This window comes from Amycolatopsis methanolica 239 (assembly GCF_000739085.1).
In the GTDB taxonomy this organism is placed as follows: Bacteria; Actinomycetota; Actinomycetes; order Mycobacteriales; family Pseudonocardiaceae; genus Amycolatopsis_E; species Amycolatopsis_E methanolica.
In genome coordinates this window covers 5,313,430-5,333,964 of record NZ_CP009110.1, presented here as the reverse complement: position 1 = coordinate 5,333,964, position 20,535 = coordinate 5,313,430, and the positions used below count along the sequence as shown (strand labels likewise).

Annotated in this window: 18 protein-coding genes and 1 pseudogene; 9 read left to right on the top strand and 10 right to left on the bottom strand. The window is 70.1% G+C overall.

The window, feature by feature from the left end; all coding sequences use genetic code 11:
- Positions 1–114 precede the first annotated feature (114 nt).
- Both AMETH_RS25920 and AMETH_RS25915 read left to right on the top strand, forming a co-directional pair.
- Entirely contained in the window at positions 115–882 is a 768-nt protein-coding gene (locus AMETH_RS25920) for an IclR family transcriptional regulator (RefSeq protein ID WP_017984104.1), read from the top strand.
- An 85-nt stretch (positions 883–967) separates the two neighbouring features.
- Complete coding sequence (locus AMETH_RS25915; protein ID WP_017984103.1) at positions 968–1,273, top strand: DUF1330 domain-containing protein; 306 nt, start codon at positions 968–970, stop codon at positions 1,271–1,273.
- Positions 1,274–1,277: 4 nt separating this feature from the next.
- Here AMETH_RS25915 and AMETH_RS25910 read toward each other — a convergent pair whose 3' ends face one another.
- On the bottom strand, positions 1,278–2,000 hold the full coding sequence (locus tag AMETH_RS25910; protein WP_017984102.1) for a carbohydrate ABC transporter permease: 723 nt from the start codon (positions 1,998–2,000) through the stop codon (positions 1,278–1,280).
- 123 nt (positions 2,001–2,123) lie between these two features.
- On the opposite strand from AMETH_RS25910, the gene AMETH_RS25905 reads away from it, so the two are divergent.
- Positions 2,124–2,507: an ABC transporter permease gene (locus AMETH_RS25905; RefSeq protein ID WP_017984101.1), complete on the top strand. Its 384-nt coding sequence runs from the start codon at positions 2,124–2,126 to the stop codon at positions 2,505–2,507.
- A 4-nt stretch (positions 2,508–2,511) separates the two neighbouring features.
- Here the strand turns inward: AMETH_RS25905 and AMETH_RS25900 are convergent, their stop codons facing one another.
- The 4 genes and pseudogenes from AMETH_RS25900 to AMETH_RS25885 all read right to left on the bottom strand — a co-directional run bounded on the left by AMETH_RS25900 (position 2,512) and on the right by AMETH_RS25885 (position 6,061).
- On the bottom strand, positions 2,512–3,702 hold the full coding sequence (locus AMETH_RS25900; RefSeq protein WP_017984100.1) for an aminotransferase class V-fold PLP-dependent enzyme: 1,191 nt from the start codon (positions 3,700–3,702) through the stop codon (positions 2,512–2,514).
- Complete coding sequence (locus tag AMETH_RS25895; RefSeq protein ID WP_026153371.1) at positions 3,699–4,610, bottom strand: asparaginase; 912 nt, start codon at positions 4,608–4,610, stop codon at positions 3,699–3,701. Before AMETH_RS25895 ends, AMETH_RS25900 begins: the two co-directional genes overlap by 4 nt.
- Before the next feature lie 55 nt (positions 4,611–4,665).
- Positions 4,666–5,388: pseudogene (locus AMETH_RS25890) on the bottom strand (SDR family oxidoreductase).
- 100 nt (positions 5,389–5,488) lie between these two features.
- Positions 5,489–6,061, bottom strand: a complete 573-nt coding sequence (locus tag AMETH_RS25885; RefSeq protein WP_038533463.1) for a TetR/AcrR family transcriptional regulator — start codon at positions 6,059–6,061, stop codon at positions 5,489–5,491.
- 139 nt (positions 6,062–6,200) lie between these two features.
- Here AMETH_RS25885 and dnaE point away from each other — a divergent pair, with 139 nt between their 5' ends.
- From dnaE to AMETH_RS25870, 3 genes are all read left to right on the top strand, one after another.
- Positions 6,201–9,776 (top strand): DNA polymerase III subunit alpha, encoded by a 3,576-nt coding sequence (dnaE, locus tag AMETH_RS25880; RefSeq protein ID WP_017984095.1) that lies wholly within the window; start codon positions 6,201–6,203, stop codon positions 9,774–9,776.
- Positions 9,777–10,027: 251 nt separating this feature from the next.
- Positions 10,028–11,428 carry an MFS transporter gene (locus AMETH_RS25875; protein ID WP_223843256.1) on the top strand — a complete coding sequence of 467 codons (1,401 nt, stop codon included), beginning with the start codon at positions 10,028–10,030 and terminating at the stop codon, positions 11,426–11,428.
- A gap of 303 nt (positions 11,429–11,731) precedes the next feature.
- Positions 11,732–12,910: a low temperature requirement protein A gene (locus tag AMETH_RS25870; RefSeq protein ID WP_017984093.1), complete on the top strand. Its 1,179-nt coding sequence runs from the start codon at positions 11,732–11,734 to the stop codon at positions 12,908–12,910.
- Here the strand turns inward: AMETH_RS25870 and AMETH_RS25865 are convergent.
- Together AMETH_RS25865 and AMETH_RS25860 are read right to left on the bottom strand one after the other, a co-directional pair.
- Positions 12,900–13,655, bottom strand: coding sequence for an SIR2 family NAD-dependent protein deacylase (locus AMETH_RS25865; protein ID WP_017984092.1), 756 nt, complete (start codon positions 13,653–13,655; stop codon positions 12,900–12,902). The two genes, AMETH_RS25870 and AMETH_RS25865, sit on opposite strands and share 11 nt — an antisense overlap.
- A 39-nt stretch (positions 13,656–13,694) precedes the next feature.
- Complete coding sequence (locus AMETH_RS25860; protein WP_267283448.1) at positions 13,695–14,669, bottom strand: L,D-transpeptidase; 975 nt, start codon at positions 14,667–14,669, stop codon at positions 13,695–13,697.
- A 4-nt stretch (positions 14,670–14,673) separates the two neighbouring features.
- Between AMETH_RS25860 and AMETH_RS42770 the strand changes: the two genes are divergently transcribed.
- Complete coding sequence (locus AMETH_RS42770; protein WP_223843296.1) at positions 14,674–14,940, top strand: hypothetical protein; 267 nt, start codon at positions 14,674–14,676, stop codon at positions 14,938–14,940.
- A 74-nt stretch (positions 14,941–15,014) separates the two neighbouring features.
- Here the strand turns inward: AMETH_RS42770 and AMETH_RS25855 are convergent, their stop codons facing one another.
- Entirely contained in the window at positions 15,015–15,884 is an 870-nt protein-coding gene (locus tag AMETH_RS25855) for a patatin-like phospholipase family protein (protein ID WP_017984089.1), read from the bottom strand.
- A 153-nt stretch (positions 15,885–16,037) separates the two neighbouring features.
- Here AMETH_RS25855 and AMETH_RS25850 point away from each other — a divergent pair, with 153 nt between their 5' ends.
- Together AMETH_RS25850 and AMETH_RS25845 are read left to right on the top strand one after the other, a co-directional pair.
- Entirely contained in the window at positions 16,038–17,963 is a 1,926-nt protein-coding gene (locus AMETH_RS25850; RefSeq protein ID WP_017984088.1) for an acyl-CoA dehydrogenase family protein, read from the top strand.
- Between the two features lie 19 nt (positions 17,964–17,982).
- Positions 17,983–18,690, top strand: a complete 708-nt coding sequence (locus AMETH_RS25845; protein WP_017984087.1) for a copper homeostasis protein CutC — start codon at positions 17,983–17,985, stop codon at positions 18,688–18,690.
- 64 nt (positions 18,691–18,754) lie between these two features.
- Here the strand turns inward: AMETH_RS25845 and AMETH_RS25840 are convergent, their stop codons facing one another.
- Positions 18,755–19,411 (bottom strand): DedA family protein, encoded by a 657-nt coding sequence (locus AMETH_RS25840; RefSeq protein WP_017984086.1) that lies wholly within the window; start codon positions 19,409–19,411, stop codon positions 18,755–18,757.
- Between the two features lie 99 nt (positions 19,412–19,510).
- Positions 19,511–20,512, bottom strand: a complete 1,002-nt coding sequence (gene lipA, locus AMETH_RS25835; RefSeq protein WP_026153369.1) for a lipoyl synthase — start codon at positions 20,510–20,512, stop codon at positions 19,511–19,513.
- Positions 20,513–20,535 lie beyond the last annotated feature (23 nt).

Below are 20,535 nucleotides of genomic sequence, written 5' to 3'. Positions count from 1 at the left end.
ATGCGGAAGGCAGGTTGTATGAGCGGCCGCACTCGATCAAGGATGGACGGGACGGAGTCAGCGCCGACCCCCGGAGGAGCCGCCGTGGACAGGGCTGTGCGGAGACCGATCCCCATGACCGCGGCGGGACGGCTGCTCGCCGTGCTCGACGCGTTCACGCCGGGCCGCAGCCTGCTCACGTTGAGCGAAATCAGCCGCAGGGCCGGGCTTTCGCTGACGACCGCGCACCGGCTCGCCGGCGAGCTGGTGAACTGGGGAGCCCTCGAACGCGACGACGACGGCCGCTACCGGATCGGGCTGCACCTGCTGGAACTGGCCGCGCTCGCGCCGCGCGGGCTGGAACTGCGCGAGCTGGCGCAGCCGTTCCTGGAGGACCTGTTCCACTCCACGCGCGCGCACGTGCACCTGGCGGTGCGGGACGGGCACGAGGTGGTGTACGTCGAGACGCTGCGGGCGCGCGGCACGGTGACGGTGCTGAGCAGGCTCGGGCAGCGGTGGCCGTTGCACGCCACCGGGACCGGGCTCGCGCTGCTCGCCCACGCGGGGCGCGAGGTGCAGGAGCAGGTGCTGGAGGCGCCGCTGAAGCGCTTCACGCACAGGACGATCACCGACGCGCGGGAGCTGCGGCGGGTGCTGGCGGAGGTGCGGCGCACCGGGGTCGCGGTGGCGGAGGAGCAGCTGACGCTGGAGGCCGTCGCGATCGCGGCGCCGATCCGCGGCGCCGGTGACGAGGTGGTCTCCGCACTGGGCCTGGTCGTGCACGTCGACGAGTGCGAGCCGAGGGCGCTGGTCCCGGTGATGACCGCCGCGGCGCGGGGGATCTCGCGTGCGCTGGGCGCGCCGTCGGCGGCGGACGTGCGGGGCGTGGTGCGCGGGCGGTGATGAGTTCGGGCCGCTGCGCGGCCGGCTCGGCGTGGCGAACACGGTGCCCGGCGTGCGGAGGTGCCGAGCCCGCCATCATGAGCCGATGCCCCTGACCTTCCTGCTGATCGCGCGGCTGCCCGAGGGCGGCGCGGAAGCCTTCGACGCCTACGAGGACGCCGTCCTGCCCCTCCTGGCCGAGTACGGCGGCCGCCTCGAACGGCGTGTCCGCTCACTCGACAACCGCACCGAGGCGCACCTCGTCGGGTTCCCGGGCGAGCAGGAGTTCGAGGCCTACCGGAACGACCCGAGGCGCGCCGAGCACGCGCATCTGCTCGACCGGTCCGGCGCGGCGGTCGAACTCCTGCCCGTTCGCGACCTCACTTCCCGAAACCCGCCGTCAGGCCGCTGACCAGCTACCGCCGCCCCAGGACGTACAGCGCCAGCACCGGCAGCGTCGACAGCACGACCGCCGCGAGCACCGCGGGGATGTTGACCCGGAACTGTCCCTGGAACGACCACAACGCGAGCGGCAGCACCCGCTGGTCCGGGCTTTGCGTCAGGATCAGCGGGAACAGGAACCCGTTCCACACGTTCAGCCCGTCGTGCACCGCGACCGTCACCACGGCCGGCCGGATCATCGGCAGCACCAGGCTGAACAGCATCCGCCAGTCACCGGCGCCGTCCACCCGCATCGACTCGAACAGCTCGTTCGGCACGTCCCGCAGGAAGTTCGCCAGGATGATGACCGACAGCGGGATCGCGACCGCCACCGACGGGAGGGTGATCGTCGCCTGGATCGGGATCGCCAGGCCCAGCAGGTAGCCGCGGTAGGTGAACCGCGAGAACCACGTCGTGCCGCGCACCACGTAGTAGGCGGCCATCAACGCCACCGCGACCGCGATCGCCACCGTCGGCGTCACGACCACGCTGTTGGCGAAGTAACGCCAGAAGTCGTTGCGCAGCACCAGTTCGTACGCGCTGAAAGTCGGCGAGGTCGGCACCGACAACGGGTTCGTGTCGTAGAACCCGCGTTGGTTGCGCAGGCTCGTCACCACCACGTAGTACACCGGCACCAGCACGACGGCCAGCCACACGAACCCGGCGAGGCCGCCGAGGTAGTTCGGACGGGTCCGCATCACGCCCCCTCCAGCTGGCTGCCCCGCCGGACAGCGGCAGCATCCGCGTCGCGTCGCCCGGCCCGCCGCCGGTCAGCACGAACACCAACCAGGTCGAAGTAGGTCAGCGAGCTCCTGACGCTGGTGCTGGGCGCCGTCGCCGCCCTCGGGGTGTTCAACACCGTCGTCCTCAACGCCCGCGAACGGCGGCGCGACCTCGGCATGCTCAAGTCGATCGGCATGACACCGCGCCAGGTCACCGTGATGCTGGTGACCTCGATGGGCGCGCTGGGACTGGTCGGCGGGCTGATCGGCGTGGCGCTCGGGATCCTCGCGCACCGGGTGGTCGCCCCCGCGATGATGCGCGCGGCCCAGTCCGACGTCTTCGGCTTCGTCCTGGACGTCTACCGCGCGCCGATGGCGGCCCTGCTGGCGCTGGCCGGCATAGCCATCGCGGTGGCGGGCGCGCTCATCCCGGCGCGCGGCGCCGCGCGGACGCCCATCGCGGCCGTCCTGCGCAGCGAATGACCGGCTACGCGAGCCGCTCCACGGCCTCGGCCAGTGCGCGCAGCTCGTCCTCGGTGTTGTAGTAGTGCACGGAGGCCCGCACCATGTCCGGCAGGCGCCGCACCTCCTGGTCGTACTGGTAGGAGGTGGGGCGCGCCACCGAGGTGTTGATCTTCGCCGCGGCCAGCGCCGTCTGGACCTCCGCCGCGTCGGTCCCGGCCACGCTGAAGGTGACGATGCCGCACTTGCGCTTGCCCTGGTCGTGCACCGAGACACCGGCGATCTGCGACAGGTCCGCCCGAAGCCGCGCGGCCAGCGCGGTCACCCGCTCCTCGATGGCGGCCAGGCCGATCTGCTGGGCGTACTCGACGGCGGCGCCGAGGCCGAGCACGAGACCGTGGTTGCGTTCCCAGGTCTCGAAGCGGCGGCCGTCCGGCGCGATCTCGAACTCCGCGGGCGCGGTCCACGTGGCCGAGTGCAGGTCGAGCATCGCGGGCTCGAGCCGATCGCGCAGCCGCGGGTGCGTGTAGAGGAAGCCGGTGCCGCGCGGGCCGCGGAGGTACTTGCGGCCGGTGCCGGACAACGCGTCGCAGCGCAGGCGGCGCACGTCGAGGTCCAGCTGCCCGGCCGACTGGCACGCGTCGAGCAGGAACGGGATCCCGGCCGACTCGGCGATCGCGCCGACCTCCTCGGCCGGGTTGACCAGGCCGCCCTGGGTCGGCACGTGGGTGATCGCGATGAGCTTGACGTCGTCGTCCAGGCGGCGCTCCAGGTCGGCGACGTCGAGCTGGCCGCTCTCGTCGTCCTCGATGACCTCGACCACCGCGCCGGTGCGGCGCGCGATCTGCAGGTAGGCGATCGCGTTGCTGGCGTACTCCGACCGGCAGGTCAGGATGCGGTCGCCCGGCTCGAAGCGGAACGCGTAGAAGACGGCCTGCCACGAGCGGGTCGCGCTGTCGGTCACCGAGATGTCGGCGGCTTCCGCGCCGAGGAACCGCGCGATCGCGTCGGGCACGGCCTGGATGCGGTCGGCGTGCGCGGCCGCGGTCTCGTAACCGCCGCGCACCGACTCCTCGCGCAGGTAGTCGAGCACCGTGTCGGTGACCTGCCGCGGCGGCAGGGCCGAGCCGGCGTTGTTGAGGTGCACGACCTCTTCCGTGCCCGGGGTGTCGCGGCGGAAGCGGTCGACGTCTTCTTCACGCAGTGTCGTCGTCACAGACCGACCATATTGGGCGCGTGCAGGCTGGGACAGCGGTTTACCACGTCGTCCCAGTCGTACCGGGGCGCGAAGCGGCGCAGCGCCGCCAGGGTCGCCGGCATGCGGGCGCGCGCGGAGCCGTCGGCGATCTTGACGGCGACCGTGACGCCGTCCGGCAGGACCGCGATCTGCACGGCCTCGGCACCGTCCTTGGCGATCAGCCCGGGCACCGCGGTCATGAGCTGGGTGACGTCCCGGTTCGGCCCGGCCAGCATCTCCGGGTGCGTGCGGATCGCCTCGGCCACGCGGTGTTCCGGGGTGCCGGGCGGAGCGGTGGCGACCCGCTGGACGGCGGTCGCGAGGCCGCGCAGGGAGATCGCGAACAGCGGTGCGCCGCACCCGTCGACCGCGGTGTGCGCGATCGGTTCGCCCGCGAGTTCGGCCACCGTCTCGGCGAGCTTCACTTGCAGCGGGTGCGCGGGGTCGAGGTAGTCGTGGGTGGACCAGCTGTTCAGCTTCGCGGTGGCCAGCATCGCGGCGTGCTTGCCGGAGCAGTTGTGCGCGAGCCGCCGCGGCGCGCGTCCCTCGGCGATCCACAGGTCGTGCAGGACCGGGTCGTGGGGGAGGTGGGCGGGGCACTGCAGGTCGTCCTCGGTGAGCTCGCCGAGGATCTTGCGCGCCCCGTCGAGGTGGAACTCCTCCGCGGAGTGGCTCGCGGACGCCAGCGCGAGCAGGTCGGGCGGGAGGTCGAGCCCGAGCCGCACCATGCCGGCGGCCTGCATGAGCTTCGCCGTGGACCGGGGGTAGCCCGGCTGGTCGACGTCACCCCCGGCCTCCAGCACCTCGCCACCTGGGCCGAGGACGACCCGCGATCCGAAGTGGACGCTTTCCACGAGCCCGTCGCGGACTACCTGAACGAGGGGGATCACCACGCTCCGAGGCTCGCCGCGCCCCTTCCCGCTGTCAACCGGATGCTCGTCACTACACGGTCTTGATCACCCCGCCGTCGGCCAGGTAGTCGGCGCCCGTCAGGTTGCCGGAGCGGGGCGAGGCGAGGAACGCCACCAGCGCGGCCGTCTCCTCGGGCTCGGTCAGCCTGCCGGTGGTGATGCCCATCGACGCGGGCACGCCGGCCAGGAACTCCTTCAGCGGCACTCCCGCGGCGGCCGCGAGCTCGCCGGCGTACCCCTCCGGGTCGGCCCAGTTGGCGGTCCGCGTCGGGCCGGGGCTGACGGTCAGCGCGCGCAGGCCCCGCAGCCCGAATTCCTCGGCTAGCGCCTTCGTGAGGTTCGTCAGCGCGGCCTTGGCGGTGCCGTAGTCGACCGGCTGGAAGGCAGCGCGCGCCCCGATCGACGAGATGTTGATCACGATGCCACGGCGCCGGAGCAGGCCCGGCAGTAGCGCCCTGGTCACCCGCACGGTCGAAGACAGGTTCAGCTCTTACGTCCGCAGCCACGCGTCGTCGTCGATGTCCAGGAAACCGCCTGCCCGCATGCTGTCCGCGGTCACTCCGCCCAGGTTGTTGACCAGGATGTCCACGTCCCCGGCCCGCTCCGCGAGCAGCGCCATCCCCTCGCGGGTCGTCAGGTCCGCCCGCACCGGCACGCCTTCGCTCACGGTGCGTGCCGCCACGAACACCGTCACGCCCTCGGCGGCCAGCGCACGGACGATCGCCAGGCCGATCCCCATGCTCGCGCCGGTCACGACCGCCGTCTTGCCATCCAACTGCAGGTCCACGTGCTCTCTCTTTTTTGAACGAGAGTTACAAAATGAAAGCAGCGCAAAACGCCGCAGGCCAGCGGGTTCAGAGCGCGCGCAGAGCCGTGCCTGCCAGGTCCGCGAGGCGGCGCGGGTCCGGGTCGGCCTTGGCCAGCACGCGGATGCCGTTGATGGTGGTGAGCAGGAACGACGCGAGCGCCCGCGCGTCGGCGGCGGGGTCGATTTCGCCTGCCCGCTGCCCCTCCTCGACGGTGCTGCGGAAGGCGGCCTCCTGTCGCTCGAAGGTGCGTCGCACCAGGTGGTTGACCACCTCGTCGGCCGCGCCGAACTCGACCGCGGCGTTGGCCATCATGCAGCCACGCCGGTCTTCGCGGGCCGCGTCGACGACGAGTTCCACCGCCGCGCGCAGTCGCTCGCGGGCCGGGCCTGGGCCGTCCAGCACCTCGATCAGCCGGACCGTCTCGCGCTCGTAGTAGCGCCGCAGCGCCCGCTCGTAGAGGGCGTGCTTGTTGTCGAACGCGTTGTACAGGCTGCCCCGCCCGATGCCCAGCGCGTCGACCAGTTGCTGGGGCGTGGTGCCGCCGAACCCGTTCGCCCAGAAGACCTCCATCGCCTTGTCCACGGCGGCGTCCACGTCGAAGGTCTTCGATCTCGCCATGCCGGAACCGTAGCTCATACTGGAACTGGAGGTCAAATAAAGTTCGCTCGGCACGTCGGCGCGTTTTTCGTCGGTGCCGCGAGCTAGGCTGATCCCTCCAGGCCGGGAGTCAGCGTGAAACAAGGGGAGGTTCCTGCTGGTGTCGAACGATTCCTTCGTCCACCTGCACGTGCACACCGAGTACTCGATGCTCGACGGTGCGGCGAAGATCGCCCCGCTGTTCGCCGAGGCGAGTCGTCTCGGCATGCCCGCGGTCGGGATGACCGACCACGGCAACATGTACGGGGCGGACGAGTTCTACCAGCAGTCGCGCAAGGCCGGGCTGAAGCCGATCATCGGCATCGAGGCCTACATCGCGCCGGAGTCGCGGTTCACCAAGAAGCCGATCTTCTGGGGGCAGGCCTCGCAGCGGGGCTCGGACGAGTTCGGTGAGGGCGGCGACGTCTCCGGTGGTGGTGCGTACACGCACATGACGATGCTGGCGGAGAACGCGACGGGGTTGCGCAACCTGTTCAAGCTGTCGTCGCTGGCCTCGATCCAGGGCTATTACCGCAAGCCGCGGATGGACCGGGAGCTGATCGCGGAGAACGCCGCCGGCATCATCGCCACCACCGGCTGCCCCTCCGGTGAGGTGCAGACCCGGTTGCGGCTGGGCCAGAAGCAGGAGGCCATCCAGGCCGCCTCCGATTACAAGGACATCTTCGGGGCGGACAACTTCTTCCTGGAGCTGATGGACCACGGCCTGCCCATCGAGCGGTCGGTGCGCGAGGGGCTGCTGGAGATCGGCAAGCTGCTCGACCTCAAACCGCTGGCCACCAACGACTCGCACTACGTCACCAAGGACCAGGCCGACTCGCACTCGGCGCTGCTGTGCGTGCAGTCGGGCAAGACCCTCAACGACCCGAACCGGTTCAAGTTCGACGGCGACGGCTACTACCTGAAATCGGCCGCGGAGATGCGCGAGTACTGGGACACCGAGGTCCCCGGCGCCGCCGACTCCACCCTGCTCATCGCCGAACGCGTCCAGTCCTACGAAGACGTCTACACCCACAAAGACCGGATGCCCGTCTTCGAGGTGCCCGAGGGACACGACGAAGCCTCCTGGCTGCGCGCCGAGGTCGACCGCGGCCTGGCGTGGCGGTTCCCGGAGGGCGCGCCCGAGGGCTACCGCGAGCGGCTCGACATGGAGCTCGAGGTCATCATCGGGAAGGGCTTCCCGGCCTACTTCCTCGTCGTCGCCGACCTCATCAACTACGCCCGCAAGGTCGGCATCCGCGTCGGTCCCGGCCGTGGTTCGGCCGCGGGGTCGCTGGTCGCCTACGTCCTGGGCATCACGAACCTGGACCCGATTCCGCAGAAGCTGCTGTTCGAGCGGTTCCTCAACCCCGAGCGCGTGTCGATGCCCGATATCGACATCGACTTCGACGACCGCCGCCGTGGCGAGATGATCCGCTACGCCACCGAGAAGTACGGCGCGGACAAGGTGGCCCAGGTCATCACCTTCGGCACCATCAAGACCAAGGCGGCGATCAAGGACTCGGCGCGCGTGCACTTCGGCCAGCCGGGTTATGCGATCGCGGACAAGATCTCCAAGGCGCTGCCGCCGCCGATCATGGCGAAGGACATCCCGCTGTCCGGCATCGTGGACCCGCAGCACGAGCGCTACGGCGAGGCCGCCGAGGTCCGCACGCTGATCGAGACCGACGACGAGGTCAAGACGATCTTCGAGACCGCGCGGGGCCTGGAAGGCCTGATCCGCAACGCCGGCGTGCACGCCTGCGCGGTCATCATGTCCAGCGAACCGTTGATGGACGCCATCCCGCTCTGGCAGCGGGACGACGGGTCGATCATCACCGGATGGGACTACCCCTCCTGTGAGGCCATCGGCCTGTTGAAGATGGACTTCCTGGGCCTGCGCAACCTCACCGTCATCGGTGACGCCATCGACAACATCAAGGCCAACCGCGGCATCGACATCGACCTGGACACACTGGGCGTCGACGACCCGGAGACCTACAAGCTGCTGTCCCGCGGTGACACGCTTGGTGTGTTCCAGCTGGACGGCGGCCCGATGCGGGACCTGCTGCGCCGCATGCAGCCGACGGTGTTCGACGACATCGTCGCGGTCGGCGCGCTGTACCGGCCCGGCCCGATGGGCATGAACGCCCACAACGACTACGCCGACCGGAAGAACAACCGGCAGCAGGTCAAGCCGATCCACCCCGAGCTGGAAGAGCCCCTGAAGGAGATCCTGGCCGACACGTACGGCCTGATCGTCTATCAGGAGCAGATCATGCACATCGCGCAGAAGGTCGCCGGCTACTCGATGGGCCGAGCGGATGTGCTGCGCCGCGCGATGGGCAAGAAGAAGAAGGAGGTCCTCGACAAGGAGTTCGAGGGCTTCCACGCCGGGATGAAGGAGAACGGCTTCTCCGACGAGGCCATCCAGGCGCTGTGGGACACGATCCTCCCGTTCGCCGGGTACGCGTTCAACAAGAGCCACGCGGCCGCCTACGGCCTGGTGTCGTACTGGACGGCGTACCTGAAGGCGAACTACACCGCGGAGTACATGGCCGCGCTGCTCACCTCGGTGGGCGACAACAAGGACAAGTCCGCCGTCTACCTCTCCGAGTGCCGTCGCCTCGGCATCAAGGTGCTGCCCCCGGACGTCAACGAATCCGGCCAGCGCTTCGCCGCGGTCGGCGACGACATCCGCTTCGGCATGGGCGCCGTCCGCAACGTCGGCGCCAACGTCGTGGAGTCGATCATCAAGACCCGCCAGGAGAAGGGCAAGTACTCCTCCTTCACCGACTTCCTCGACAAGTCCGAACTGGTGGCGTGCAACAAGCGGGTCATCGAATCGCTGATCAAAGCCGGCGCGTTCGACAGTCTCGGCAACACGCGCCTGTCGATGATCCAGGTGCACGAGGACGCGGTCGACGCGGTGGTGCCGCTCAAGCGCCAGGAGGCGATGGGGCAGTTCGACCTGTTCGGGGCGTTCGGCGGGGACGGCGACGCGGCCGAGCCCGCGCCTTCGTCGTCGCCGCTGGCGCACCTGAAGTTCGGCGACGAGGAGTGGCCGCGCAAGCAGCTGCTGGCCTACGAGCGGGAGATGCTGGGCCTGTACGTGTCGGCGCACCCGCTGGACGGCGCCGAACGGATCCTGCGCAAACACGCCCCACGCCCCATCGCCGCCATCCTGGACAACCCACCCAAGGAAGGCGAGCTGGTCATCTCCGGCCTGATCACCTCGCTCGAGCGACGGGTCAACAAAAAGGGCGAACCCTGGGCGATCTGCACGGTCGAGGACATGGACGCCTCACTGGAAGTCCTGTTCTTCCCCAAGTCCTACGCCCTGTTCCAGGCCGACCTCATCGAGGACAATGCCGTCCTGGTCAAGGGCCGCGTCAACTGGCGCGAAGACAAGATGTCCGTCTTCGGTGGCGGCCTGGTGCCGTTGGACCTGTCGGAAATCGGCAACGGCGACGACGAGCCCCCGCTCGTGCTGCGCTGCACCGCGGAACGTCTGGACAAGAGCGTGGTCGGCGAGTTGAAGTCCACGCTGCTCGCCCACCGCGGCGACACCCCCGTCCGCTTGAAGCTGGTGGGCAAACAACGCGAGACGACGTTCGCCTTGTACGACTACCCGGTCAAGGTGAGCTCCATGCTGATGGGTGAACTGAAAGGCATCCCCGGCATCACCGCCGGCACCTAAACAAGGAGAACCAACGGACACCAGGCAACGAACGCCGACCACTCCCCGAGCCCCCCTCTCCGGCAACCGAACACTGAAAGATCGGGTTCGGGAGGGCTCAATCGGGGCGTAGCGACGCGAAGCCGGCGATTGAGAAACCCGCGTAGCGCGCGCGACCCGGACCCAAAGGCCACCATGGATGAGTGACCCTCACCGACCAACCGGACCCACGCCGCTGGAAAGCCCTGGCCGTCACCCTCACGGCGGGGTTCATGGGCCTGCTGGACGTCAACATCGTGAACGTGGCCCTGCCGTCCATCCAGAAGGGGATCGGTGGCGACGCCGGCACCGCGCAGTGGGTGGTCTCGGGCTACGCGCTCACCTTCGGCCTGGTCCTCGTCTCGGGCGGCCGTCTCGGCGACGCCCTGGGCAGGCGCCGGATGTTCCTCATCGCACTGGCGGGTTTCGTGGCGATGAGCGCGTTCGCGGGTGCCGCGCCGACGGGCGAGGTGCTGGTGGTCGCGCGGTTGCTGCAGGGGTGCGCGGCCGGGTTGCTCACGCCGCAGAACACGGGGCTGATCCAGGACCTGTTCCGCGGCGCGGAGCGGGGCAAGGCGTTCGGCGCGTTCGGGTCGGTGGTCGGTATCTCCACGGCGGTCGGGCCGGTGCTGGGCGGTCTCATCCTCGCCGTGTTCGGTGAGGAGCAGGGCTGGCGCTGGGTGTTCTACGTGAACGTGCCGATCGGGGCTTTCGCGTTCGTCCTGGCGCTGCGGTTGTTGCCGCGTGCCGAGGGCCGTCCCGCGCGGCTGCGGTCCGAGATCGACTTCCCCGGTGTGCTGCTGCTCGGGCTCGCCGTGCTGGGGGTGCTGCTGCCGCTGGTGGAGTCCGAAGCGGACGGTGTGCGGCGGTTGTGGTGGTTGTTCCCGGTCGCGGCAGTGTTCGGGTTCGCGTTCGTCCGCTGGGAGCGGCGCGTGGTGCGGCACGAGCGCACGCCGTTGATGGACGTTCGGTTGTTCACCGAAACTCCTGGCTACACCCCGGGTGCGCTGATCGGCGCGGTGTACTTCTGCGGGTTCGCCGGGATCTGGCTGGTGTTCGCGATGTTCTTCCAGCAGGGCCTCGGTTACACGCCGCTGGAGTCCGGGCTGGCGGTGACGCCGTTCGCGGTGGGGGCGGCGGTTTCCGCGGCGGTGGCGGGACGGCTCGTCGCGCGGTGGGGGCGCCGCCTCACGGTCACCGGCCTGTCGCTGGTGGCGTTGGGGCTGGGTGTCGTCGCGCTGCTGGCGTGGCTCGCGCCCGGGCAGGACCTGGGTCTGGTGGTCGCGTTGCCCCTGCTGGTGGCCGGGACCGGCGGTGGCATGGTGATTTCGCCCAACACGACGCTGACGCTGGAGTGCGTGCCGACCCGGATGGCCGGGGTCGCCGGGGGTGCGTTGCAGACGGGGCAGCGGATCGGCACGGCGATCGGCACCGCGGTGCTCGCGTCGGTGTTCCGGGCGGTCCTGCCCGTGTCCGGCAACGACTTCCCGGCCGCGCTCGCGGTCTCGCTGGTGTGTGCCGCCGGTATTGTCCTCTTCGCGCTGGGGCTCGGGATCGCCGAACTTCGCGCCCGGCGAGCACGCGCCTCTAATGATCAACTACTCAGCGCCACACCTGCTGCTCCATATGAGTGAGACTTCCCCGAAGGTGCTAGATCTACAGAGAGCGACCAGGTAAACCTTGACTTGCCTTCACGGTGCGGGGATCAGCTACGGACAGTGGCAATGTGGAGCGGGTTCCGGGGATGGGGACCGCGCTCCGGGCTCTCGAGATCGGACACTCAGGGTCACGCCCGGCCCGGTACCGTCGGCGTCCGCGGGGGATCGTACGGCGGCAGGAAGGCACCCACGTGGGTGGGCCCGGACGAGGGGGAGCCGGGCCCACCTGTCGTGTGTGCTGGGATGAGGCGGACAGCAGCCGACCGGGAGGGGTGAGGCATGTCCGTGGCGCCCGCCAACCGCCGGTACCGCGTCTGGTACCGGCCGATGACCGCGCGGAACCGCGACGAGGAGCACCGCGCGGCGACGCCGCTGGAATTGTTGTTCGACCTGTGTTTCGTCGTCGCGGTCGGCCAGGCCGCGGCGGAACTGCACCACGCGTTGTCGGAGAACCACGTCGGCCACGGTGTGCTGAGCTTCCTGCTCGTGTTCTTCGCGATCTGGTGGGGCTGGGTCAACTTCACCTGGTTCGCCTCGGCGTTCGACACCGACGACGGCCCCTACCGGCTGCTGACGTTCGTGCAGATCGCCGGCGCGCTGGTCGTCGCCGCCGGCGTGGGGAAGGCGTTCTCCGACGACTTCACCGTCATCGTGATCGGGTACGTGCTGATGCGGCTGGCGATGGTCGCGCAGTGGCTGCGGGCCGCCCGCAGCGCGCCCGAATGCCGGCCGACGGCGCTGCGGTACGCGCTGGGCATCACGATCGTGCAGGCAGGCTGGATCGCGCGGCTCGCGGTGCCCGAATCGTGGTTCCTGCCCAGTTTCCTGGTGCTCGCCGCGGCCGAGCTGCTCGTGCCGGTCTGGGCCGAGCGCCGCACGCCGACCAAGTGGCACCACCACCACATCGCCGAACGGTACGGCCTGTTCACGCTGATCGTGCTCGGCGAAACGATCTTCGGCGCGACGAACGCGGTCCGCGAGGCCATCGACACCGGTCACGACGTGCTGAACCTGGTGTTCCTCGCGCTGGCCGGGCTGGTCCTGGTGTTCGGAATGTGGTGGCTGTACTTCGACCAGCCCGGCCACCAGCGGCTCGCCCAGTTCAAGTACGGCTACGCGTGGGGCTACGGCCACTACCTGATCTTCACATCGGCGGCCGCGGTCGGCGTCGGCATCGAGGTCGCGCTGGACCACGAAACCCACACCGGGCACGCGCCCGAGCTGGTCGCCGCGTTCGCCCCGACCGTGCCCGTGGCGGTGTTCCTGGTCAGCGTGTGGCTGCTGCACGTCGGACCGCGCAACGAGTGCCGCCCGATCGCGATCGGCTTCCCGCTCGCCGCGGTGCTGGCGCTGGGCGTGTCGTTCACGCCGGTGCCGGTGTACCTGACCGCGCTGGTCGTCGCGGCGCTGGTGGCCACCACGGTGATCGCCAGTCACGGCGAACCGGTCAGCGACTGACCAGCTTCGGCAGGACCTCGCCCAGCGGCTCACGCAACACGACGGTCGCCACGTCGTCGTACGGCGTTTCGGAGGCGTTCACGATGATCACCGGCGCCCCGGCGGCCGCCGCGATGTCCACCAGGCCCGCGGCCGGGTGCACGGTCAGCGAGGTCCCCAGCGCCAGCATCAGGTCGCACGTCTCGGCGGCCTTGCGGGCGCGGTCCACCACCTCCGGGTCGAGCATCTGACCGAAGGACACCGTCGCGGACTTCAGTATGCCGCCGCAGATCTCGCACTCCGGGTCGGACTCCCCGGCCCGCACGCGGTCCAGCGTCTCGTGCATGTCGCGGCGGTCGTCGCACGCCAGGCAGATCGTGTCGGCCATCGTGCCGTGCAGTTCGACCACCCGGTCCGGCGAGTTCCCGGCCTTCTGGTGCAGCCCGTCGATGTTCTGCGTGAGGATCGCCGACAGCCTGCCCTGCCGTTCCAGGTCGACCAGGGCCAGGTGCGCCGCGTTCGGCCTGGCCCACCACCCGGGGTGGTCGAGCCTGGCCTGCCACGACTGCTCACGCACCTCGCGGCTGGCGACGTAGTCGTCGATGTGCGACAGCTTCTCGGCGTCCGGGTTCTTCGTCCACACCCCCTGCGGGCCCCGGAAGTCCGGGATGCCCGAATCGGTGGAGACACCGGCGCCGGTGAGCGCGACGATCCGCGAAGCGCCGTCCACGAGCCGTCGCGCGTGATCGAGTTCCGGGGCAGTCATGCCCCCATCGTGCCGCCCCGGAACCGCGATCACCACACGTCACTTCAGTGCGCTGCCCTGCTGCCACTGCTCCCACGACAGCGCCCAGTCGCCGTAGAGGTCCCACACCGGCAGCTGCTGCCCGCCGGAGTTGGACACCTCGACCACGTCACCCAGCCCCAGGTTGTGGAAGAACCACTCGGCGTTCTCGGCGTTGAGGTTGATGCAGCCGTGCGACACGTTCGAGTTCCCCTGCGCGCCCACGCTGTTCGGGTTCTCGTGGACGAACTCGCCGTCGTTGGAGATGCGCTCGGTCCATTTCTCCTCGGACCGGTACCACTTCGGATCGCCCTGGCAGACGCCGTAGGTGCAGGAGTCCATCGTGTAGCTCTCGGCCTTGAACGAAATGACGTGCGCGCCGAGGTGCGTCGGGGTGGCGTCCTTGCCCATCGAAATCGGCATGGTCTTCACCACCTGGCCGTTGTGGAAGATCTGCATCTGCTCGGTGTTGCCGTCGGCTTTCGCGATCCAGGAATCGTGCACGTGGTAGGTCTCCGTGCGGTCCTCCGCGCCGTAGACGCCGTTGCCGAAATCGACACCGTAGATCTTCGCCGAAACGGTCAGCGTCGTACCCGGCTGCCAGTACTCCTTCGGCCGGTAATGCACGTTCTTGTCGTCGATCCAGTACCAGCTGCCCTCCTGCGGCGGATTCGACACCACCGACAGCTGCTTTTCCACGTCCGCCTTGTTCTTCACCGGGTAGCTGAACTGGAAGACGACCGGCTGCCCGACGCCGACACCCGTCTGGGCCACCGAAGCCGGCGCGGGGATCATGTTCGGGTTCGCCTGCTTCGACGGCGACACCGTGGTCACCTGGCCCTGCTGCTCGACGGTCTTGCCGCTGCGGTCCGCGCCGTGCGCGTCGATCGTGTAGGTGCTGCCGTACCCGAGCGGTTCCGACGAGGTCCAGGTGGTCTTGTCCGCCGAGAACTCGCCCTTCACGGTGGTGTGCTTCGCGGTGTTCTGGACGGTCACGTCCGTGAGCGTGCCGTTCGCCGCCTTCACCACGATTGGCGTGACCGGGCTGATGTTCTTCCCGTTCGCGGGTTCGATGGAAACGGAGACCGCGGCCGCCTGGCTCGGCGTGCCGGGCGCAGCCGTGCCGCCGTTGTTCGTATTGCCCGAATTGCCGGAACTGCAGGCCGACAAAAAGAGCGCCACCGCGAGCAGTCCAGCCGTGATCGGCGCGCTGCGGGCGAAAAGTAAAGTCTTCTTGACTGTCATGTGGTCTCTTTTTGGGAAATAGTGGGTGAGAAAGCAAAACTACCGCGCCCGGATAGACGTGCCCTCACCCGGTTTGTTGTCCCGGAGTGGTCCGCGTCACCCGATCTTGACCCCGGGGCCGCCGTAGAGACCGGGCCCGTCGATCACCAGGCCGTCCAGGTAGATCCGCGCGGCCTCGAACGCCAGGTCGGTCAGCTCCTCGGTGCGGCTGAAGTCCAGCGGGCTCAGCCGCACCGGACGCGGCCCCGGCAGGTAGACCACCGGCACCTCCGCCGCCGCGATCGGCGCCTCCAGCACGGCCTGGTTCCGCATGCTCACCATCGCTGTGTACATCAGCACCTCGGCGAACGTCTGCGGCGGCGACGGGATCTGGCCGGGGAAGGCGCAGTCCAGCACGACGAGCGACCGCGCGCCGAGCACCAGCGCCTGCCGCATCGGCACGTTCGCCACCAGGCCGCCGTCATAGAGCAGGCGCCCGTCGTGCTCGACCGGCGGGTAGATGCCCGGGATCGCCGCGCTCGCCAGCAGTGGCGGCCGCAGGTCGCCGGAGGTGAACAGGCGCGCCTCCGCGGTGTCCACGTCGGTCGCGACGACGCCCAGCGGCAGCGCGAGGTCCTCGAACGTGGTGCCCGGCCCGAGGTGGTCGTCGACGATCGTGGCCAGCCCGATGTTCGGGAAGAGGTGGGTCTTGCTGTGCCGCAGGGTGCGGACCTGGCTGAGGACCCCGCCCGGGAACGCCTCGTGGCGGGTCATGTGGGTCCACGTCTTGCGCAGCCGTTCGCCGGCGTCGTCCGGGTCCAGCGCGAGCACCGCGCCGTTGAGTGACCCCACCGACGTGCCGACGACCAGGTCGGGCCGGATCCCGGCCTCGGTGAGGGCACGCAGCATCCCGACCTGCATCGCACCCAGGCTGCCGCCCCCGCCGAGCACGAACCCGACCGGGCGGGGCAGGGCGACCTCGGGCATCGGACCACCTCCACTCGCATGGTGCCCCGCGCCCCCGCGCGCCGCCATCGGAGGCGTGGTGGCATTCACCACCCCGGTCGAGGGGCTTCCGTTCGCGCTACCGGTGAGTAACACTGGTCACAATGTCTTGACGGCGCACCGAGGAGGTGTTCGGTGGTTGATCAGCCGAAGGTGACGGAGAAGGAAGCCCGCGCGGTCGCCGAGGAGGCCAGGGAGAGCGGCTGGCGCAAGCCGTCGTTCGCCAAGGAGCTCTACCTCGGGCGGTTCCGGCTCGACCTCGTCCACCCCCACCCGCGTGCCGAACCCGCGGTCGCGAAGAAGGCCGAACAGTTCCTCACCCGCCTGCGGGAGTACGCCGAAACCCTCGACGGCGCCGTCATCGAGCGGGAGGCGCGCATCCCGGACGAGTACGTCAAGGGCCTGGCCGAGCTGGGCTGCTTCGGGATCAAGATCCCGGAGGAGTACGGCGGCCTCGGGCTGTCCCAGGTCGCCTATAACCGCGCGCTGGCGTTGCTCGGCTCGGTGCACCCGACGCTGGGCGTGCTGCTGTCGGCGCACCAGTCGATCGGCGTGCCGGAACCGCTGAAGCTGGCAGGCACGCCCGAGCAGAAGGCGAAGTTCCTGCCGCGCTGCGCGAAGGGCGCGGTCACCGCCTTCCTGCTCACCGAGCCCGACGTCGGCTCCGACCCGGCGCGCCTGGCGACCACCGCGACCCCCACCGAGGGCGGCGGGTACCTCCTGAACGGCGTCAAGTTGTGGACCACCAACGGTGTCGTCGCCGAACTGGTCGTCGTGATGGCGCGGGTGCCGCGCAGCGAGGGGCGCCGCGGCGGGATCACCGCGTTCATCGTCGAGATGGATTCGCCCGGCATCACCGTGGAGCGGCGCAACGCGTTCATGGGCCTGCGTGGCATCGAGAACGGTGTGACCCGCTTCCACCAGGTGCGGGTGCCCGCGGACGCGGTCGTCGGCGGCGAGGGCAAGGGACTGAAGATCGCGCTGGCGACGCTGAACACCGGGCGGCTGTCGATCCCGTCGATGTGCGCCGGCGCCGGCAAGTGGTGCCTCAAGATCGCCCGCGAGTGGTCCGCGGCACGTGTGCAGTGGGGCAAACCGATCGCCGGGCACGCGGCCGTGGCGAACAAGATCTCGTTCATCGCCGCGACCACGTACGCGCTGGAGAGCGTGCAGGAGCTGTCCGGCCACATGAGCGACGAGGGGCGCAACGACATCCGCATCGAGGCGGCGCTGGCCAAGCTGTACGCCAGCGAAATGTCCTGCAGGATCGCCGACGAGCTGATGCAGATCCGCGGCGGCCGCGGCTACGAGACCGCCCAGTCGCTCGCCGCGCGCGGGGAACGGGCGGTCGGCGTCGAACAACTGCTGCGCGACCTGCGGATCAACCGCATCTTCGAGGGCTCGACCGAGATCATGCACCTGCTCATCGCACGCGAGGCGGTGGACGCGCACCTCGCGGCCGCCGGGGCGCTCGCCGACCTGGAGGCCGACCTGCCCGCGAAGGCGAAGGCCGCGGCCAAGGCCAGCGGCTTCTACGCGAAGTGGCTGCCGCAGCTGGTCACCGGCCGCGGCCAGGTGCCGACGTCGTTCGCCGAGTTCGGGCAGCTCGCGCCGCACCTGCGCTACGTCGAGCGCACCGCCCGCAAGCTGGCGCGCTCGACGTTCTACGGCATGGCGCGCTGGCAGGCCGGGCTGGAGAAGCGGCAGGGGTTCCTCGGCCGGATCGTCGACATCGGCGCCGAGCTGTTCGCGATGTCCGCGGCGTGCGTGCGGGCGGAGATGCAGCGCGAGGACGACGTCCGGGAGGGCGAGGCCGCCTACGAGCTGGCCGACGTGTTCTGCCGCCAGGCGCGGGTGCGGATCGAGACGTTGTTCGAGGGCCTGTGGCGCAACACCGATGACGTGGACCGCCGCCTCACCGACCGGGTCATGGACGGCGCCTTCACCTGGCTGGAGGAGGGCGTCCTGGACCCGAGCGAGGGAACCGGGCCGTGGATCGCGGACTGGCGGGCGGGCGCGTCCACCGCGGAGGACGTCGCGCGGCGATACACGACGAGCTGAGCCGTGGTACTACTCGGCGGTGGCTTTCGTCGAGCTGAGCACGGACACTGTGGACGGTGCGATCGCGGCGGACGGGCTCGGCGCGGACCGCGTCGAGCTGTGCGCCGCGGGCGCGCTGGGCGGGCTGACCCCCGGGCCGGGGCTGCTCGCGGCCACCCTGGCGCGCTGCACCCGCGCCGGGGTGCACGTGCTGATCCGGCCGCGGGACGGCGGGTTCCGCTACGCGCCGGCCGAGGTGGACGCGATGCTCGCCGACGTCCGGCACGCGGTCGCGGCCGGAGCGGCGGGCGTCGTGGTCGGGGCGCTGACCGCGGCCGGCGAGGTCGACCGGGTCGTGGTGGCGGAGCTGGTGGCCGCCGCCGCGGGCCGCGAGGTGACGTTCCACCGGGCGATCGACGTGTGCGCGGATCCGCTGGCGGCGTTGGAGGTGCTGGCGGAGCTCGGTGTGCGGCGCGTGCTCAGCTCCGGCCAGGCGGCGACGGCCGTCGAGGGGGCGCCGCTGCTGGCGCGGATGACGGAGCTGGCAGGCGACCGGGTGACGGTGATGGCGTGCGGCGGGATCCGCCCGCACAACGTGCGCCAGGTGCTGGAGACCACCGGCGTGCGGCACGTGCACGCCGCGCCCCGGCGCCCGGCAGAGCAGGCCCCGGCGACGGCCGTGGACTTCGGCGTGCACGAGACCCTGGATGTCGAGGCGGCGAAAGAGCTGATCGCCGCCGCCCGCTGAACACACACGAGCGCAGAACTCGCTGTGGTGAATTCTGCGCTCGTGGATGTTCCCGCGCGGGGAGTCACTCGGCCTTGCTGGGCTCCGTGGTGCGCTCGTCGAGCTTGCCCATCGCCTTCTTCTTCTTCCACCGCAGCAGGAAGAAGAGCCCGACGGCGACCAGCACGCCGACCACGATCAGGCCGCCGGTGTTCAGCACGCCCTCGATGCGCTTGGCCGCCTCGCCCATCGCGGCGCCCAGGCTGATGTGCAGCAACGACCAGCTGATCGCGCCCGCGGCCGCCGCGGGCAGGAACTTCCGGAACTCCAGTCCCGATGTCCCGGCCGCAGCCGGTGTCAGCGTCCGGATCACCGGCAGGAACCGGGCGAAGAACACCGCCCACGCGCCTCGGCGGTGCAGCACGTCCGTCGCCTTGTCCCAGGCGTCCGTGCCGTACTTCTGGATCAGTTTGGTCTCGCGCAGCCGCGGCCCGAACTTCCGCCCGATCGCGTACCCGAGCGAGTCGCCGAGGGTGGCGCACACCGCCACCACCGCCCACAGGATCAGGAACCGCGGCGCGGTGTTGGCGGTGGTCGCGGCGACCAGCAGTCCCGACTCGCCGGGGGCGATGAAGCCGAGCCCGATGGTGCACTCGGCGAACACGAGTGCGCCGGTCGCGCCGACCAACGCAGGCTGCGGCAGTGCCTGCAGCCATTCCAGGATGTCGGTTACCAGCGCCACGTGTGATCCCCTGTCCTTTTTGCCCCTGCTGACCCCTTCAAACTACCGTGCACGGTATCGGGCTCGCGGCGCACTTTCGTCAGGGAATTCCCCCGACTTTCAGCGGGTGAGGAGGCTGCTGGCTTCCTGGGCGGCGGGTCCGGCTTCGGCCAGGTGCGCCAGGTTGGCGGGCAGTTCCTCGCCGCGGTGGCGCTTGGTCTGGGCGTAGAGGCGGCCGGCGCGGTAGGAGGAGCGGACCAGCGGCCCGGCCATCACCCCGGCGAACCCGAGGCGCTCGGCGACCTTGGCGTGCTCGACGAACTCCTCCGGCTTGACCCACCGGTCCACCGGGTGGTGGCGCACCGACGGGCGCAGGTACTGGGTGATCGTGAGGATCTCGCAGCCGGCCTCGACCAGGTCGCGCATCGCGGGCTCGACCTCCTCGGGGGTTTCCCCCATGCCGAGGATCAGATTCGACTTGGTGACCAGCCCGGCCTCACGGGCACGGGTGAGGACCTCCAGCGACCGCGCGTAGCGGAAGCCGGGGCGGATCCGCTTGAAGATCCGCGGCACGGTCTCCACGTTGTGCGCCAGCACCTCCGGCGCGGAGCCGAACACCTCGGCCAGCTGCCCGGGGTCGGCGTTGAAGTCCGGGATCAGCAGCTCCACCCCGGTGCCCGGGTTCAGCGCGTGGATCTGGCGGACGGTCTCGGCATACAGCCACGCCCCGCCGTCGTCCAGGTCGTCGCGGGCGACGCCGGTGACCGTCGAGTAGCGCAGGCCCATCGCCTGCACGCTCTCCGCCACCCGGCGCGGCTCCTCCCGGTCCAGCGCGGCCGGCTTGCCGGTGTCGATCTGGCAGAAGTCGCAGCGGCGGGTGCACTGGTCACCACCGATGAGGAAGGTCGCCTCGCGGTCCTCCCAGCACTCGTAGATGTTGGGACAACCCGCCTCCTCACAGACCGTGTGCAGGCCCTCCCGGCGGACCAGGCCCTTGAGCTCGGTGAACTCCGGCCCCATCTTCGCACGGGTCTTGATCCAGGACGGCTTCTTCTCGATCGGCGTCTCACTGTTGCGGACCTCGAGCCGCAGCAGCTTCCGACCTTCAGGCACAACAGTCACGCGCCCCAGCGTACGCCCCCGGG

Excerpts from the sequence above, each read along its gene's own strand:
- AMETH_RS25920 (WP_017984104.1), top strand. The coding sequence starts at position 115 with ATGACCGCGGCGGGACGGCTGCTCGCCGTGCTCGACGCGTTCACGCCG.
- AMETH_RS25915 (WP_017984103.1), top strand. The coding sequence starts at position 968 with ATGCCCCTGACCTTCCTGCTGATCGCGCGGCTGCCCGAGGGCGGCGCG.
- AMETH_RS25910 (WP_017984102.1), bottom strand. The coding sequence starts at position 2,000 with ATGCGGACCCGTCCGAACTACCTCGGCGGCCTCGCCGGGTTCGTGTGG.
- AMETH_RS25885 (WP_038533463.1), bottom strand. The coding sequence starts at position 6,061 with ATGGCGAGATCGAAGACCTTCGACGTGGACGCCGCCGTGGACAAGGCG.
- AMETH_RS25875 (WP_223843256.1), top strand. The coding sequence starts at position 10,028 with ATGGGCCTGCTGGACGTCAACATCGTGAACGTGGCCCTGCCGTCCATC.
- AMETH_RS25870 (WP_017984093.1), top strand. The coding sequence starts at position 11,732 with ATGTCCGTGGCGCCCGCCAACCGCCGGTACCGCGTCTGGTACCGGCCG.
- AMETH_RS25865 (WP_017984092.1), bottom strand. The coding sequence starts at position 13,655 with ATGACTGCCCCGGAACTCGATCACGCGCGACGGCTCGTGGACGGCGCT.
- AMETH_RS25855 (WP_017984089.1), bottom strand. The coding sequence starts at position 15,884 with ATGCCCGAGGTCGCCCTGCCCCGCCCGGTCGGGTTCGTGCTCGGCGGG.